This is a genomic window from Hansschlegelia zhihuaiae (assembly GCF_004103825.1).
Taxonomy (GTDB): Bacteria; Pseudomonadota; Alphaproteobacteria; order Rhizobiales; family Methylopilaceae; genus Methylopila; species Methylopila zhihuaiae.
The window spans coordinates 1-15,862 of the sequence record NZ_RYFI01000023.1; the positions used below are offsets into that span (position 1 = coordinate 1).

General features: G+C 65.5%; 14 protein-coding genes. 8 read left to right on the forward strand and 6 right to left on the reverse strand.

The features are described from left to right. From EK403_RS19020 to EK403_RS19045, 6 genes are all read right to left on the reverse strand, one after another. A partial coding sequence (locus EK403_RS19020) for a nucleotidyl transferase AbiEii/AbiGii toxin family protein (protein ID WP_164919681.1) occupies positions 1-358 on the reverse strand: 358 nt, incomplete at its 3' end. Continuing rightward, positions 348-968, reverse strand: coding sequence for a type IV toxin-antitoxin system AbiEi family antitoxin domain-containing protein (locus EK403_RS19025; protein WP_164919684.1), 621 nt, complete (start codon positions 966-968; stop codon positions 348-350). The genes EK403_RS19025 and EK403_RS19020, both read right to left, overlap by 11 nt. A 212-nt stretch (positions 969-1,180) precedes the next feature. After that, a complete protein-coding gene (locus EK403_RS19030) occupies positions 1,181-1,900 on the reverse strand; it encodes a DCL family protein (protein ID WP_164919682.1) in 720 nt (239 codons plus the stop codon). After that, complete coding sequence (locus EK403_RS19035; protein WP_128779045.1) at positions 1,901-4,384, reverse strand: AAA family ATPase; 2,484 nt, start codon at positions 4,382-4,384, stop codon at positions 1,901-1,903. Further along, a complete protein-coding gene (locus EK403_RS19040; RefSeq protein ID WP_128779046.1) occupies positions 4,377-4,604 on the reverse strand; it encodes a hypothetical protein in 228 nt (75 codons plus the stop codon). The genes EK403_RS19035 and EK403_RS19040 overlap by 8 nt, the downstream gene beginning before the upstream one ends. 108 nt (positions 4,605-4,712) lie before the next feature. After that, the gene (locus EK403_RS19045) at positions 4,713-5,306 is read right to left on the reverse strand and encodes a DUF6088 family protein (RefSeq protein WP_128779047.1); all 594 of its coding nucleotides are present in this window, start codon (positions 5,304-5,306) and stop codon (positions 4,713-4,715) included. Between the two features lie 233 nt (positions 5,307-5,539). On the opposite strand from EK403_RS19045, the gene EK403_RS19050 reads away from it, so the two are divergent. The 8 genes from EK403_RS19050 to EK403_RS19085 all read left to right on the forward strand — a co-directional run bounded on the left by EK403_RS19050 (position 5,540) and on the right by EK403_RS19085 (position 15,652). After that, positions 5,540-6,490: an ArdC family protein gene (locus EK403_RS19050; protein ID WP_128779048.1), complete on the forward strand. Its 951-nt coding sequence runs from the start codon at positions 5,540-5,542 to the stop codon at positions 6,488-6,490. A 160-nt stretch (positions 6,491-6,650) separates the two neighbouring features. Further along, positions 6,651-8,795 (forward strand): ParB/RepB/Spo0J family partition protein, encoded by a 2,145-nt coding sequence (locus EK403_RS19055; protein ID WP_128779049.1) that lies wholly within the window; start codon positions 6,651-6,653, stop codon positions 8,793-8,795. 60 nt (positions 8,796-8,855) lie between these two features. After that, positions 8,856-9,077, forward strand: a complete 222-nt coding sequence (locus EK403_RS19060) for a hypothetical protein (RefSeq protein WP_128779050.1) — start codon at positions 8,856-8,858, stop codon at positions 9,075-9,077. 69 nt (positions 9,078-9,146) lie between these two features. Next, positions 9,147-9,563: a hypothetical protein gene (locus EK403_RS19065; RefSeq protein ID WP_128779051.1), complete on the forward strand. Its 417-nt coding sequence runs from the start codon at positions 9,147-9,149 to the stop codon at positions 9,561-9,563. Then, a complete protein-coding gene (locus EK403_RS19070) occupies positions 9,560-9,823 on the forward strand; it encodes a DUF6117 family protein (protein ID WP_128779052.1) in 264 nt (87 codons plus the stop codon). The genes EK403_RS19065 and EK403_RS19070 overlap by 4 nt, the downstream gene beginning before the upstream one ends. Next, the gene (locus tag EK403_RS19075; RefSeq protein ID WP_128779053.1) at positions 9,820-10,116 is read left to right on the forward strand and encodes a hypothetical protein; all 297 of its coding nucleotides are present in this window, start codon (positions 9,820-9,822) and stop codon (positions 10,114-10,116) included. The genes EK403_RS19070 and EK403_RS19075 overlap by 4 nt, the downstream gene beginning before the upstream one ends. A 149-nt stretch (positions 10,117-10,265) precedes the next feature. Beyond that, the gene (locus EK403_RS19080) at positions 10,266-14,612 is read left to right on the forward strand and encodes a strawberry notch family protein (RefSeq protein WP_128779054.1); all 4,347 of its coding nucleotides are present in this window, start codon (positions 10,266-10,268) and stop codon (positions 14,610-14,612) included. After that, positions 14,612-15,652, forward strand: a complete 1,041-nt coding sequence (locus tag EK403_RS19085) for a DUF7146 domain-containing protein (RefSeq protein ID WP_206659590.1) — start codon at positions 14,612-14,614, stop codon at positions 15,650-15,652. Before EK403_RS19080 ends, EK403_RS19085 begins: the two co-directional genes overlap by 1 nt. The last annotated feature ends 210 nt before the right edge of the window (positions 15,653-15,862 follow it).

Here is a 15,862-nt window from a genome sequence, read left to right on the forward strand (position 1 = left end):
CCTCCTCGCGGATCGGCGCCGCCGTCAACGCGGCGACGTCAAACGTCACGCCATCGTCGGCAACGGGCTGCGCACAGATCGCCCGGAACGTTTCGGCGATGGCCTCCGCGTCGTTATCGCCGTGGCCAAGCAGATCCAGATCGCGCGTGGGCCGGAACGGGTCTGCGACCCAGGTCACGAAGAGCATCGCGCCTTTGAGAACGAAGCGGTCGCGATGCGGTGAGACGCTCAGCCGGTAGAGGAGACGCTCAAGCGCGTATCGCGTCAGGAGAATTTGGAAATCCGACCGCTCGGCACGTGCCCGATCGACGAGCCGCGCCCGCACTGATGCGCCAATGTTGCGGGGCTCACGCGGCATCGGACACCATTGCTTCGACGTAAGGGCGCATGACCGACCAGACCCGCGCCTTGCGCGCGTAACGCCAGAGCTGATCCGGCTTGCATCGGCGGCGGCGGAGGCCCTCACGCAGCCCCTCCATCGCAACGTCAAGGCCGATCTTGGTCCGGTAGCGAAAGCAATCGACAATCGTCCTTGCCGGATCTGTGATGGGGACGTCGACATTCTCGATACGGTGACGCTCAACCCCTTCGGTCAGCGCCGATCCGGTGAAGCGCACAAATCGGATAGGTGGATAATCGATCTTGGGTCGCCAGGCAGCGCGATCGATCGCCATCCATACAGCCGACGGCATCTGCAGCGTCAGTTCGTGGTATTGAAGGGCCGAGGTAAGGCAGACAACACCCTTTGGAACCAGAACTGCTGCCTCAGCGAGACTATGGGCAGCGTCAACGTGGGCGTCGGGGAGTTGGTAGAGGCCCCGTGCCGGGCGAACAACCGCCTGCTCTCGAACAAGCCTGGCAAGCGTCTCTGGACCAATGCCTTCGGCGACGAAATCCTTGAGCCGGAGCATACCCCGGGCATTCAGGAGGTCGAGCGCACGAAGCCGCTGGGCGCTAGTGGACGGCATGGAGAGTGACATTTCCTCTGACTCGGAAAAATATAGCAGAGGTTTTATCACAGGATCGTTGACTTGGGAATCCCCGAACCTTGCCCGTCTCCGTCCTTTCACAAAGCTTGGCCGAGATGGCTGGACGACAACCGTACCATCGCCGACCTCATATTTTCTCCGCGCGCCAAAGAGACGAGAGAGAACGGCGAAAGTCTCATGATCGACAGCAGCTATCCTTTTAGCACAACCCGGCCGTCCTTCAGCCGATTCCGACTGGCTTGGGCCAGATTGACTGTATTCCGCACGAAATCGAGCCGCGCGATGCCAGCGTGGTAGGCTCGAAATGCCTCGCTCAAAGCACTATCCGTAACCTCGGGCGAGACTTGATCGTCCTTGCCTGTCGTCAGCGGCACATCGTCTAGCGACAGACCGCGCCCGCAGAGAAACGTCGTCACGATAACCTCGAAGGTCATCGGTGGACGGTGATCCATATGCGCCTCATCCCGCGAGATTCTTTCGCCCGTAACGGCGCAGGAAACCAGACCGTCAGAACCGCCGTGGGTGGCGAAGAAATCATCACGAGCCTTGTAGAGATCGAAGCGCACCGCACGTCGAAAGGCTTGAGCGACCTCCTGCTTACGGCTGGGTGGTCGCTGGGAGATGCAGTGCGGGTAGGAGAAATCCGTGCCGCTGCCATCGGTGCGGATGATCCGGAAGCATTGCGTCCCATGCTCTGTCATCATGACCTGAAAATGGCTGACACCGCAGCCCACCTTGGCGACATATTCGGTGTGGCGTTCGAGAAGGGCGGCAACGTCGAGACCATCCTCGTCACTCACTCGCTCACCAGGACGATAGCGGTTCAGCATAGCCTTGAAGAAAGCCGTTGCGTCGCCTTGCTTCTCGAAGCTGCGCGTCGCCAGCTCTACGGGTTTCGAACGCCCACCCATTCAAGCCATCCCTGCCGGTGCTGCCGCAAACTCGAACTGCGCCTCGCAGCCATCATGCGCACACACCGGCTTTTTGAGAGTAAAGGGCCGCTGGAATTTCGTTCGACTGCACTTCTTGCAGGCAAACTGGCTGCGGAAAATCTTGAATTCCTCCCAGCGCGCCTTCTCGTCGCCAATCGAACCGTCGCCATATGGCCCGTCCTGGAAGTGGCTGCCGAAATTCTCGATCTCGCCTTTCACCAAACTATCAAGGAACCGGTTGTTGACGCCCGGCACCAACGCTGGCGCCAGCTTGGCATCCTTGAGCAATCCGGCGAGCGCAGAGGCCAACTCGCTACGTTCGTAGGAATAGGCTCTCTCCAGCGGTCGGATGCGGACGCTCACCCCGAAATCCCGACAGATGCCGAGAAGCCATTCCTCCTCGGCCTGACGCATCTCGTTGGCCGCCGACTGGCCCGCCACCCAACGTGCCTCGATCATCTCATCGCTGACCTTATGATCAGCGAAACGCGGCCCATAGGCCGGATCGAGGCCAATGATCCGGGTGAAGTGCCAGGCTTTCGCCTCGAGTTGATCCTTCAAATAATTAAAGAATCGCTCGTCGTGCGTGGTGATCAGAATCTGGCAGTCGCCGAACATGGTGGCGATAAGTCCGGCAATGGTGCGCCGATGATCGGCATCGTAGGAGGTGACGATGTCATCGAGCGCGATGATGGGCGCGCCGGCATTAAATTGCTTGATCGCCGCCATCCGCAACGCCAGCGCCACCGAATGAATCTGTGAGTCGCTCAAATAGCCGCCAGGCTGCACGCCCGTGCGGTTCTTGGCGAAATCGATCAGGAGGTTGAGCCGCTGCTGGTTCGTGTCGTCTTCCGCCGGCAACTCCAGCCGGATTGGCTTGGCGCCAGCGCCCTGGATGAGCTTGTAGATATCGTTCATCGGCGTCTGAAGCTTGTCGAGAAGGCTCTGCACCTTCTTGCGGATCTCGGCTGAGATGATCGTCGCCTGCGCGGTCAAGGCGTTGGAGAGTTTCCCCAGTTCATCTCGCGTCCGCAGCGCAAGGTTCCGATCGGCCTGTAGCTCCAGCAGTCGATCGATCTTCGCCTTGGCCTTGATATAGGTGTGGTCGCCTTGCTTCGATTCGATGTCCGCGATGGCTTGATCTAGCGTGGCGAGCAGCTTGATGATTGCCGCGACAACATCGGCCGAGGACGGAAGGACGGTCTGCGGCCAGCCGGCGATTCCTGCTTGATAGTCGATAAGATCGGCTTTCAATGCCGCCTCGCCATCTCCGAGGAGACCAGTCAGCCCGGGCAGCGCCGCCAACAACTGGGTATGAGCCCTGGTCGCGGCAGTCTTGGCCCCGTCGAGCGTCTTCTTAGCGGCAGCGTAGTCCGCCAGTTCTTCGAGATGCTTGGCGAGGTGTTCCCGGATCGCCCCAGCGCTGCCCGCCGCCGTGTCTGCGACAGGCGTTGCACAGACCGGGCAAATGTCAGGTGCCGCCACCCCTTCGGCAAAAAGCGGTTCTGCGGCTTTCCATAAAGCCTGAAACACGGTGCTCGCCGCTTTGCCGCGTTCCTCCGCCTCCTTACTCTCCGCCACCAACAGCGTCGCCACAGCCGTTTCAAAGGTCGGAATCGCACCGCTGACGATAATCTCGCCGCTCTCTGCGTCTTTCGTCTCGGCCCGCAAAGCGGCAGCCGCATTGCGGATCTGGCGCAGGCCCGCAAGCCCGATTTTGTTGTCCTCGGCCTTGGCGCGCGCTTCCAGTTCGAGATAGGCCGGATCGCCGGCGGCCAACGCCGCCATCATCAGCGCGGGATCGAGTGGCGCCAAGACCGACGTGTTGGCGTGGGAAAGCACCGCCGCCTCATCCCAGGTCTTCACCGCCTGGGCCGTCTCCTTGGCAAGCTGGGTATCAACGCGCTGCAGCGCTGCCTCGTCCTCGGCGGCGGCCTTCACTTGCGCGCGCAGCGAACGGATATTCTTCTGTACCTCAACCAGTGGGCCAAGTTGCAGCCAATTGGCGACATCCGCGTAGCGCTGTTCGGGCGTATGGATTTCAACAAAAGTGCGCAGCGTATGTCCGCGGATGATCGGTGGCACAGCGAAGCAGGCGTTCACAGTTGTCGCCACCGCCGGTATCGGTCGCTTCGCCCCCGTCGCCGACCGGCTACCGTTGGCGGCATTCTTGCCCGAGACCACGTCGATCGTAACCGTCGACGCAATCTTCGCCTCTTCAGCCAGATTGTGCGCCAGCGCCAGGGGACCAGCCTGGTTGTTGATGGCGCGCTGACCGAGCCTTTCGAGTGTTCCGTCTTTGGAGAACATGAACTCCAGCGCATCGATGACGCTGGATTTACCGCTTCCGTTCGGCGCGAAGATCGCCAGGCAACGCTTCTTGCTGAAATCGAAGGTCTTCGGTTGGAGATACGCGCGGAAGCCGGAAAGGGCCAGGGACTGGAGGAAGTAAGGGTCAGCCATTATCCACCTCCGGCTTCGGAGGATTCGCGCGCTCGGCTGCGAGTTTCAGGATCGCGTCTTTGGCCTGAGCGACGGCGTTCTGCGCCGGCGCCGCTTTCAGGATATGGGCCTCAAGGATGTCCGCCATGCCGGCATCGACACCTTCCGTCCCCTTCAGACTTTTCCCCAAGGCCTTAAGAAATTGGTCCGGCGTATCTGCCACGTTTGCTTCATCTTCCACGCGCATGTCCCCATTTGTTTGCATTGGACAATTCAAGGAGAGCGCCCATGGGAAAGTGGCGCTTCCTTCGAGACTATTTGTGTTTATGCGGAAAGACGGAGAAAGACATCAGCCATAGGCCGCCTTTCCGACGCTCTGCGCGAGCCATGTCGGAAGCTGCGGCGCGGCGGCAACCAGTTCGCCGAACACACCAGGCGGCATCTTCCGCTTCAATGTCGTGAGCGCGGCCTCTGCCTTTTCCGGGCCGAGCCAGGCCAGCGCCCGCACAGCCTCCCCCGCCGGCCGGTTGGCCAGGGCCAGTTGCCAGCGCGGTGCATGCCGCAATTCCACCACCTGCTTGCCGAGGTGCATCTTTCGGCTGCGCCCGGAGGTCAGATAGACCGAGCGGACGGGCACCTGCGTCGTCAAGCCAAGGGCGTTCGCCGCGGCAGCGCCGTTCGAGACGATGACCTCCCCCTTTTGGGTTGCAAGAGCCTCGACAGCCTGCTCGACCGAAGGCGTGCGCGTGCCGAACCGGCTGGCGATGGGGCGCAGATAGACGCCGCGACCGGCGCGGATGAGCTGCCCGCGCTCCGTCAGGCGCGACAACGCCTGATCCACGGCCGCCCGGTTTCCGAGGTGCAGCAGGCTCTTGGCGGACACAGGGGCGCCTTCGGGCAGGCCCGTCGCATGCGACAAAATCTGTTCGGTCAGCCATGTCATCGTCTTTCTCCTGTTGGAAACATATGCGAGTTTCTGACAGTTTTTAAGGAAGCCCATAAGAACAGGCCGGATAAGGGGGAAGCCTTCCCCTGCGGCCGAACCAAGGTCTCGGCCTACCCCTTCTGCGGGGAGATCCCCGCAACGCCCCCTATAGAGTGAGAGTGGGGACGGGTTTTCCGTGACGGGTTGAGGGCTGGAGAAGAGGTCTCCGGCGCCCGTCGCGGAGAACCGCGATGTTCAGGAAAGACGCCAGCGCACGCCCCGGCTCCGATCGGGCGAGCCTTTATGACGACATCACCGGCAAGATCATCGCCGAGCTGGAGGCAGGCCGCTTCCCCTGGGTCCAGCCTTGGGGATCGGCCTCGGTCAAGGCGCCCCTCGCCATGCCGAGGAACGCCGCGACCGGGCGGCATTATTCGGGGATCAATGTGCTGATCCTCTGGGGCGCGGTGATCCAGCACGGCTTTCCCGGCCAGAGCTGGCTCACCTTCCGCCAGGCCCTGTCGCTCGGCGGCAATGTCCGCCGGGGCGAACGCGGCACCACCGTCGTCTATGCTGACCGTTTCACGCCGGAGGACGAGAAGCGCCGCGCCCGCGAGGCCGGCGAGGAAGCGGCCGCGATCCCGTTCCTCAAGCGATTCACGGTTTTCAACGCGGCGCAATGCGACGGCCTACCGGAGGATGTCGCCATTGTGGCTCCACCGCCTCCGCCCGGCCTCATCGAGCCGCAGGTCGAGGCCCTGATCCGGGCCACGGGCATCGACTTCCGCATCGGCGGGGACCGCGCTTTCTATGTCCCGGCGCATGACTATGTGCAGGTGCCGCCGCCGCAGGCGTATTTCGAGCCGATCAACTGGCACAGGACGGCCCTGCACGAGCTGGGGCACGCCACGGGCCACCCCTCACGCCTGAACCGCGATTTCTCGGGTTCCTTCGGCTCAAAAAAATACGCCTTCGAGGAGTTGGTCGCCGAGATCAACGCGGCCTTCTGTTGCGCCTCGCTCGGCATCACACCCACCGTCCGCCATGCTGACTATATCGGCTCCTGGCTCGAGGTGCTGCGCGAGGACAATCGCGCCATCGTCCGCGCCGCCTCCCAGGCGAGCAAGGCGGCCGACTGGCTGCTAGGGTTCCAGCCGGGCGCCGATGTCGATGCAGCCGACGACGAGCGGCAGGCGGCGTGACGATCCTGAAAACCGGAAAGGCGGAGAAGCGGGCTTCCGGCTTTACGCCTTTCCGCCTGTGTGGCGCGGCTCTCCGAGAGTGAGAGGGCGGCGCTTCGCTTCGTGACGGGTTGGAGGTCGAGAGAGAGGCTCCCGGCCGCCCGTCGCGGAGTAAACCCCGATGGCTACAGCCGTTCAGAAGATCACCTTGTCGTCGGCGCGCGACATCCCCTTCAACAAGCTGGTGCTGAGCCAGTCCAACGTCCGGCGCGTCAAGGCCGGCGTCTCGATCGAGGAGCTGGCCCAGTCCATCGCCCGGCGCGGCCTGATCCAGAGCCTGCATGTCCGTCCCGTCCTCGACGCCGATGGCGCCGAGACAGGCATATTCGAGGTGCCCGCCGGCGGCCGCCGCTATCGCGCGCTCGAACTGCTGGCGAAGCAGAAGCGCCTGGCCAAGACCGCGCCGGTGCCCTGCGTCGTCGGCGACGCCAACAGCGACATCCTGGTCGACGAGGTCTCGCTGGTCGAGAACATCGAGCGCGCGCCGCTGCATCCGCTCGATCAGTTCCGCGCCTTCTTGGGGCTGCGCGACAAGGGCATGACCGAGGAAGCCATCGCCGCCGCCTTCTTTGTCGGCGTCAACGTCGTGAAGCAGCGCCTGCGCCTCGCTTCCGTCTCGCCGGCGTTACTGGAGATCTATGCCGACGACGGCATGACGCTCGAACAACTCATGGCCTTCACCGTCTCGCAGGACCATGCCCGTCAGGAGCAGGTCTGGGAGGCAGTCAAGGATAGCTGGCAGAAGGAGCCCTATCAGATCCGCCGGATGCTGACCGAGACCTCGGTCCGCGCCTCCGACAAAAGGGCCGTCTTCATCGGCGTCGAGGCTTATGAGGCGGCCGGCGGCATCGTGCTGCGCGACCTGTTCCAGTCGGACGATGGTGGCTGGCTGCAAGATCCGGCCCTGCTCGACCGCATGGTGGCCGACAAGCTGAAGACCACCGCCGACGAGATCGCGAGCGAAGGCTGGAAATGGGTCGAGGCCGCCTTGAGCTTTCCCTACGGCCACCAGCATGGGCTTCGCGAACTGGCTGGCGTCACGGTCGACCTGACCGAAGAGGAGCGCGCCGCCCGCGAGGCGCTGCGCGACGAATACGACCGGCTCGAAGCCGAATATGCGGAAGCCGATGAGCTGCCGGACGAGATCGACGCACGTCTCGGCGAGATCGAACAGGCCCTCGACGCCTTCGAGCAGCGCCCCGCGATCTACGATCCGGCCGACATCGCCGTCGCTGGCGTATTCGTCAGCCTCGACGCCGACGGCTCGCTGTCGGTGGATCGCGGCTATGTCCGTCCCGAGGATGAGCATCCGGCCGAGCCCGAAGGCAGCGATGCGCCGGAGGCCGACGGTGAAACCAGCCATCCGGCCGCGCCCGCCGTTCAACGCGCCGTCATCACCATCGGCGGCCAGGCCACGGAACCGGAAGACGACGAGGATGATGGCATCAAGCCGTTGCCCGAGCGCCTCGTCATCGAGCTGACCGCGCATCGCACCCTCGCTCTGCGCAACGCGGTCGCCGAACATCCCGACGTCGCCATGACCATGCTGCTGCACAAGCTGGTCAGCGACACCTTCCGGCGCACCGCGCCGGCCGGCTGCCTCGAGGCTCGCGTCAATCATATCTTCTTCTCGGCGCAGTCCGAGGAGTTGAAAGACAGCGCACCCGCGCGCGAGGTCGCCGAGCGGCACGAGCGCTGGGGCGATCATGTTCCCGCCGACGACCAGGCGCTGTGGGACTGGCTCACCCATCTCGACGACGGCACGCGCCTCGATCTGCTCGCCCATTGCGTCAGCTTCGGCGTGAACGCACTGTTCGAGCGGCCCAATCCCTATAGCGGATCGGGCGTCAGCCAGCATGGTCTGGATGTCCGCCTCTCGCAGGCCGACCGGCTGGCGCGCGCCACCGGCCTCGACCTGGTGGCGGCAGGTTGGCGGCCGACGGTCGGCAACTATCTCGGCCGCGTCACCAAGCCCCGCATCCTCGAAGCCGTGCGAGAGGGCGCCGGCGAGCGGGCTGCCCAGCTCATCGACCATCTGAAGAAGGGCGACATGGCCAAGGAGGCCGAGCGCCTGCTGGCCGACACCGGCTGGCTACCCGAGCCGCTGCGCCTGGTCGATCACGATGATGGGCAGGCCGTCGAACCGGGCGCTGAGGCCAACGCCGCAGACGAGGTAGCCTTGCCGGACTTCCTCAGCGAGGACGGCGACGACGAGGATGGCGACGGGATCGAGGACGAGGACGCCCTGACGATCGCGGCCGAATGACCCTCACCGCGGGGGAGCGGCGAGAGGTCGCTTCCCCGCATCGTCGCAAGGAGACCCTCCATGATCGAACCCGACCCGTCCGCCACGCGCCGCGTCGTCTTTCAGTATTTCGTGCCCGTTCACGTTGAGGTCGAAGACGGTCTCGTCGTCTGCGTCACCGTCATCGACGAAGCGCCGGTGCGAGACCCATCCTTGGTCGAAGGCGATGCCGGCTACCTGCCGGAAGCTGTCGACGCCGCCGACGATGGCCAGCCCTGGCCATCCTGGCGGTTCGGCTACTGACCGCCTTCGATCCTCCCTCAACCCAGAGCCCGGCCATCGCGCCGGGCTTTCTCGTTTCCGGAGCCTGTCATGGCCGACTATTTCACCCATTTCTCGTGCCTGCTCGACGTCGGCACGCCCGAGAACGCCGCCCGCGCGCTCGATCTCTACAATCGCCTGTCCGAGGAAAGCGCATCGGAGGAACCACCCTCCGCAGGCTTCCTCCTTTCGATCCAACCGGAGCATGGCGGCAGCCAACTCTGGATGCGCGACGACGTGACCGGCGACCCCGAACGCCTCATCCACTTCGTGAACCGCTGCGCCGCCGAGTTCGGCCTCAAAGGCAGATGGGGATTCCAATATGCCAACACCTGCTCGAAGCCCCGGCTCGATGGCTTCGGCGGCGGCGCGCATGTCCTCGACCTCGCCACCCGCGAGACCGTGAACTGGATCTACACCGATGGCTGGCTCGATCAGACCATCTCCGGCGAGGGAGGACCGCTATGAGCATCCCCTCCTACGCCCGGACCAATTTCCAGACCCTGCTGCGCGCGGGGGGCGACGGCAATCTCGCCCTCATGGAGTGCCTCGACGCAGCGACGGCCAGCCCGCGCTACGTCATCTGCACCGTGGGGCGGGACGATGGCGATTACGTCTTCACGCCCTTCGGCCATCTCGCCGACGGCAATCCCTACGACGCTTATCTGCCGCCCGATCTCGACGATCCCGAAGGCTTCGTGCGGCTCGACGCGGGAGAGGCGCCATGACCGACATCGACGCCATCTTCGCGGCGGATCGCCAGCGTCCGCCGCGTGAACGGTCTCTGCCCTGGCTGGAAACCAGGGACGGCATCACCGTCGTCATCGAGCCCAAGCCGCATTGGGCCAACGACATGCGGGCCTTCCGATCCGAAGCCTGCGAATATTGCGCTTATGATGATTGGACCACGAACGGCGCCCGCGCCAGGTTCTTCGGCCACGTCGACACCTGCGGCCAAGACCTGATCCGCAAGGCCCGCGCGCTCGTCGTCGGCGAGATCGCGGACGGACATTGGAACTGATCCTCGGAAAAGCGCCCACCTCTCGGTCGGGCGCTTTTTCCATGCCAGCGTCGCGAGAGTGAGAGGGCGGCCGGAACGGGTTTGAGCCGGTGTGGTCGAGAGAGAGCGCCCCGCGGCTCGTCCGTTCCCGCTCTCCCGAGGCTCACATCATGACCCTGATTTCCGCATCGGCGGCAGCGACTGTCGCCGCGCCGCTTCCGCTCGCCGCCAATCCCGAACCCTCTGCCGCCATCTTCGCGGCGGCCGGCCTGCTGCTGCCCCATCTCGAACGCGGCGAGCGCGTCGATACCGCTGCCCTGCGTGCGGCGATGGAGACGGCCTTCGGCGCGTCCGATTCCGCCGGCGCCTGGGACTGGAAGACGGCCTATGACGCCTGCGAGGCCGCGACCGTACTGTTCCTGCGCAAATACGGACGTGCGCTTTTCCGCAAATCCGTAACTCCGGCTGCACGTCTGTCCGCGCTGACGAAGATCGCCGGCCTGTTGCCGACGCACACGCGCCGTTCGGCCGAGAGCCAGACCTACCAGCAATTCTCGACGCCGATCCCGCTCGGCCTGGTCGCGGCCCACGCCGCCGCCATCACCCCGGCGGACCGGGTGCTGGAACCGTCAGCGGGCACCGGCCTGCTGGCTATCCTCGCCGAGATCGCCGGCGGCACGCTCGTCCTCAACGAGCTGGCCGACACCCGCGCCAGCCTGCTGTCGCTTCTCTTCCCGGCCATTCCCGTCACCCGCTTCGACGCGGCCCAGATCGACGATCATCTCGATCCCGCCGTCACGCCCAGCATCGTGCTGATGAATCCGCCGTTCTCCGCAATGGCCAATGTCGAAGGCCGCATAGCCGACACCACATATCGCCATGTCGCCTCGGCGCTGGCGCGTCTGGCTCCCGGCGGACGCCTGGTGACGATCACCGGCGCCAGCTTCGCGCCCGACAATCTGGCCTGGCGGGACGCATTCACTCGCCTGCAGGAGCGCGGGCGCATCGTCTTCTCCGCCGCCATCGACGGCGCGGTCTATGCCAAACACGGCACGACGTTTCCGACGCGGCTGACCGTCATCGACAAGCGGCCCGCCGACGATCCGGCCGTGTTCCCGGCCGCACCCGGCGTTGCCTCGGACGCCGCCACGCTGCTGGGCTGGCTCGACGATCATCTGCCGACACGGCTCGCCGTCGATCCCTCCCTCACGGTCCCGACTGTCGCGGCTTCCACCCCTCGCAGCGTGCGCGGCTATATCAACCGCACCGCCAAGGCCGTCCCTGCGGCCGTGCCGATGACCGAGCCGAAGGGCCTGCCACTCGCCTACGAGACCCAGGACGGCCTAGCAGGCGAAGGCGGCCGTTTGTCCGACGGCATCTATGAAGAATACGGATTGCAGGCGATCCGTATTGCCGGTTCTCAGGCGCACCCCACCAGGCTGGTGCAATCGGCGGCGATGGCTTCGGTCGCCCCGCCCAGACCGAGCTATCGGCCGCACCTCCCGGTCAATATCCACGAGCTGCTGTCCGACGCGCAGCTCGAGACCGTCATTTATGCCGGCGAGGCTCACTCCGATCATCTCGCCGGATCGTGGACGGTGGACGCCACCTTCGATGTCGTCACCGCCGCGCGCGAGGAAGCGACGAACGCCGCGCGCTTCCGGCGCGGCTTCATGATCGGTGACGGCACCGGCGTCGGCAAAGGGCGTCAGTCCGCCGCGATCATTCTCGACAACTGGCTCCAGGGCCGCCGCAAGGCGGTGTGGATCAGCAAGTCCGACAAGCTGATCGAGGACGCGCAGCGCGACTGGTCGGCGCTCGGCATGGAGCGCCTGCTGGTCACGCCGCTGTCGCGCTTCCCGCAGGGGCGGCCGATCACGCTGCCGGAAGGCGTCCTGTTTACGACCTATGCCACGCTACGGTCCGACGACCGTGGCGAGAAGGTTTCGCGCGTCCGGCAGATCGTCGAATGGTTGGGCTCCGACTTCGATGGAGTCCTCATTTTCGACGAGGCGCACGCGATGCAGAATGCCGGTGGCGGCAAGGGAGAACGCGGCGACGTCGCCGCCTCGCAGCAGGGCCGCGCGGGTCTGCGGCTCCAGCACGCGCTGCCGAACGCCCGCGTCGTCTATGTCTCGGCGACCGGCGCCACCACGGTCCACAACCTCGCCTACGCCCAGCGGCTCGGCCTGTGGGGCGGCGAGGATTTTCCGTTCTCGACCAGGGCGGAGTTCGTGGAAGCCATCGAGGCCGGCGGCGTCGCGGCGATGGAGGTGCTGGCCCGCGACCTGCGCGCGCTCGGCCTCTACACCGCCCGCTCGCTCTCCTTCGACGGCGTGGAATACGAGCTGGTCGAGCACGCGCTGACCCCCGAGCAAATCCGCATCTACGACGCCTATGCCGGGGCCTTCGCCATCATCCATAACCACCTGGATGCGGCGATGGAGGTGGCCAATATCACCGGCGCCACCGGCACGCTGAACCGGCAGGCCAAGTCCGCCGCCCGCTCCGCCTTCGAGAGCGCCAAACAGCGCTTCTTCGGCCATCTGCTGACGTCGATGAAGACGCCGACCCTGATCCGGTCGATCACCGCCGATCTGGAATCTGGCCATGCCGCCGTCATTCAGATCGTGTCGACGGGCGAAGCCCTGATGGAGCGCCGTCTGGCCGAGTTGCCGACCGAGGAATGGAACGACGTTCGCGTGGACATCACGCCCCGCGAATATGTTCTCGACTACCTCGCCCATTCCTTCCCGGTGCAGCTCTACGAGCCGTTCACCGACGGTGAGGGCAACCTGTCGTCGCGGCCGGTCTATCGCGACGGCCAGCCCGTCGAAAGCCGCGAGGCCGTCGCGCGTCGCGACGAGCTGATCGCGCAGCTCGCCTCTCTGCCACCCGTGCCCGGCGCGCTCGACCAGATCGTCCAGCATTTCGGCACCGAGCTGGTGGCGGAGGTCACGGGCCGATCGCGGCGCATCGTCCGCAAGAACACGGCTTCGGGCGGCGACCGCCTCGTCGTCGAGAACCGCGCCGCCGCCGCCAATCTCGCCGAAACCCAGGCGTTTATGGATGACAGCAAGCGCATCCTGATCTTTTCGGACGCCGGCGGCACTGGTCGCAGCTATCATGCCGAGCTTTCGGCGCGGAACACCCGGTTGCGCGTCCACTATCTGCTCGAACCCGGCTGGAAAGCGGACGCCGCCATCCAGGGCCTTGGCCGCACGCACCGGACCAACCAGGCGCAGCCGCCGCTGTTCCGGCCCATCGCCACGGACGTCAAGGCGGAGAAACGCTTCCTCTCCACCATCGCCCGCCGCCTCGATACGCTGGGCGCGATCACGCGCGGCCAGCGCCAGACCGGCGGCCAGGGCCTGTTCCGTCCCGAAGATAATCTCGAAAGCGCCTATGCCCGCGATGCGCTGCGCCAGCTCTATCTGCTGCTCGTGCGGGGCAAGGTCGAAGGCTGCTCGCTCGAGCGCTTCGAGTCCGCCACCGGCCTGAAGCTGATGGACGCGAACGGCATCAAGGACGAGCTGCCGCCGATCACCACCTTCCTCAACCGGCTGCTGGCCCTGACCATCGAGCTGCAGGGCATCCTGTTCACCGCCTTCGAGCAGCTTCTCACCGCCAAGATAGAGGGCGCCATCGCCGCCGGCATCTACGATGTCGGGCTGGAGACGCTGACGGCGGAAGGCTTCACCGTCACCGGCCGCCAGACCATCTACACCCATCCCGGCACGGGCGCGGAGACGCGCCTGCTGACCATCGCCCAGAGGACTCGCAACCGCCCGGTCACGCTGGACGACGCGCTCGCCTTTCTCGGCGAACCCGGCGCCAGGCTGCTGGTCAACGAACGCTCGGGCCGCGCCGCCCTCCAGATCCCCGCCACCTCGATCATGCTCGACGATGGCGAGATCGAACGCCGCGTCCGGCTGATCCGGCCGATGGAATCGCACACCGTCCCGGTGAAGATGATGGGCGAGACCCATTGGATCGAGGCAGAGCGGAACGACTTCGCCACGACCTGGAACGCCGAGGTCGCGGACGTGCCGGCGTTCTCCGACAGCACGATCCACATCGTCGCCGGCCTGTTGCTGCCGATCTGGAAGCGGCTGCCGAACGAGTCCACCCGTGTCTATCGGCTCCAGACCGACGGGGGCGAACGGATCGTCGGCCGCAAGGTCTCGCCTGCCTGGGCGGCAAATGCGACCACGACCGGCGCAGCCACGCTTGCGCCCGCCGACGCCTTCATGGCGCTGATGGATGGCCGCACCATCCTCGACCTCGCCGAGGGGCTTCAGCTTCGCCGCGTCCGCGTCATGGGCGCCAACCGCATCGAACTGTCGGGCTTCACCGACACGATGCGCGAGCGGCTCACCGCCTACGGACTGTTCCACGAGATCATCTCCTGGAAGCTCAGGATGTTCGTGCCGACCGATAGCGCCGGTCCTGCGGTGCTGGAGCGCGTGCTGGGCCGCTATCCGGTCCAGCGTATCGGCGAGCGCGAGGCGGCATGATGGTCCGACTCGACGCTTCCGATCTGGCGACTCGTCTCGGCCGTGAGGCTGAGGCGGTGTGCCGCCATTATCTCGACGCCGGCCGTCGCCAGGGCAATTACTGGCAGGTCGGCGACGTCCGCAACACGCCGGGCCGCTCGATGTTCGTGCGGCTGAAAGAGACCGCGAAGGGACCAGCCGGCAAATGGACCGACGCACAGAGCGGCGAGCACGGCGATCTTCTCGACGTGATCCGCGAGAGTTGCGGCCTCACCGACTTCGCCGATGTCGTCAAGGAGGCCCGCACCTTCCTCAGCCTGCCACGTCCCGAACCCGCGCCGGCGACGAAGAAGCGAGCGAGCACACCAGCCCCGTCAGGCTCGGCCGAGGCGGCAAAGCGGCTGTTCGCCATGTCCCAGCCGATCAGCGGCACACTCGTAGAGACGTATCTCCGCCATCGCGGCATTACGGCTTTGCACGGAACCGGAAACCTCCGCTTCCATCCACGCTGCTATTATCGGCCCGACGATCATGGCCCGACCGAAACCTGGCCGGCGATGATCGCTGCCGTCACCGATCTTCGGGGCGCGATCACCGGCGCGCATCGGACCTGGCTCGCCCCTGACGGCTCTGGCAAGGCGCCAGTCGACACGCAGCGCAAGGCGATGGGCAATCTGCTTGGGGCTGCCGTCCGCTTCGGGATCGCCGGCGAGGTGATGGCGGCGGGCGAAGGTATCGAGACCATCCTGTCGGCGCGTCAGGCGATACCGCACATGGCGATGGCGGCCGCTTTGTCCGCTGCCCATCTCGCTGCCATCCTGTTCCCCGGCGATCTGCGCCGGCTCTATGTCGTCCGTGACAACGACCCGGCAGGCAACGGCGCGCGGGACAGCCTGGTCGAACGGGCGAACGCAGCCGGGATCGAGGCGATTGTGCTCTCGCCGGTGCTGGAGGACTTCAACGAGGATCTCCGGCGCCTCGGCTTGGCTGCGCTCCGGGCCAATCTCAGGGTGCAGCTCGCACCGCAGGACGTCGCCCGCTTCTGGCTTGAGGCAGCATAGTCGCTGGCAATGAGGTGGCGGGGGCGCCGTCACCATGCCCGCAGGATGCGTCCTTCGACCGGAGAGGACCGCGCCTCGGCCTTCGAGAGGGCGATCGGCCGTCAGCCGGTCCGGATCAGCAATGGCTGCGGCCGACGATTTTCCGGCGCGGCCCCAAGGGGCCGCTTTCCATCGCGAAACAAAATCGCCGGCCTTCGCCATCCTCCGCTG

Excerpts from the sequence above, each read along its gene's own strand:
- EK403_RS19050 (WP_128779048.1), top strand. The coding sequence starts at position 5,540 with ATGTTCAGGAAAGACGCCAGCGCACGCCCCGGCTCCGATCGGGCGAGC.
- EK403_RS19055 (WP_128779049.1), top strand. The coding sequence starts at position 6,651 with ATGGCTACAGCCGTTCAGAAGATCACCTTGTCGTCGGCGCGCGACATC.
- EK403_RS19075 (WP_128779053.1), top strand. The coding sequence starts at position 9,820 with ATGACCGACATCGACGCCATCTTCGCGGCGGATCGCCAGCGTCCGCCG.
- EK403_RS19025 (WP_164919684.1), bottom strand. The coding sequence starts at position 968 with ATGCCGTCCACTAGCGCCCAGCGGCTTCGTGCGCTCGACCTCCTGAAT.
- EK403_RS19060 (WP_128779050.1), top strand. The coding sequence starts at position 8,856 with ATGATCGAACCCGACCCGTCCGCCACGCGCCGCGTCGTCTTTCAGTAT.
- EK403_RS19030 (WP_164919682.1), bottom strand. The coding sequence starts at position 1,900 with ATGGGTGGGCGTTCGAAACCCGTAGAGCTGGCGACGCGCAGCTTCGAG.
- EK403_RS19085 (WP_206659590.1), top strand. The coding sequence starts at position 14,612 with ATGGTCCGACTCGACGCTTCCGATCTGGCGACTCGTCTCGGCCGTGAG.
- EK403_RS19065 (WP_128779051.1), top strand. The coding sequence starts at position 9,147 with ATGGCCGACTATTTCACCCATTTCTCGTGCCTGCTCGACGTCGGCACG.
- EK403_RS19080 (WP_128779054.1), top strand. The coding sequence starts at position 10,266 with ATGACCCTGATTTCCGCATCGGCGGCAGCGACTGTCGCCGCGCCGCTT.
- EK403_RS19070 (WP_128779052.1), top strand. The coding sequence starts at position 9,560 with ATGAGCATCCCCTCCTACGCCCGGACCAATTTCCAGACCCTGCTGCGC.
- EK403_RS19035 (WP_128779045.1), bottom strand. The coding sequence starts at position 4,384 with ATGGCTGACCCTTACTTCCTCCAGTCCCTGGCCCTTTCCGGCTTCCGC.
- EK403_RS19045 (WP_128779047.1), bottom strand. The coding sequence starts at position 5,306 with ATGACATGGCTGACCGAACAGATTTTGTCGCATGCGACGGGCCTGCCC.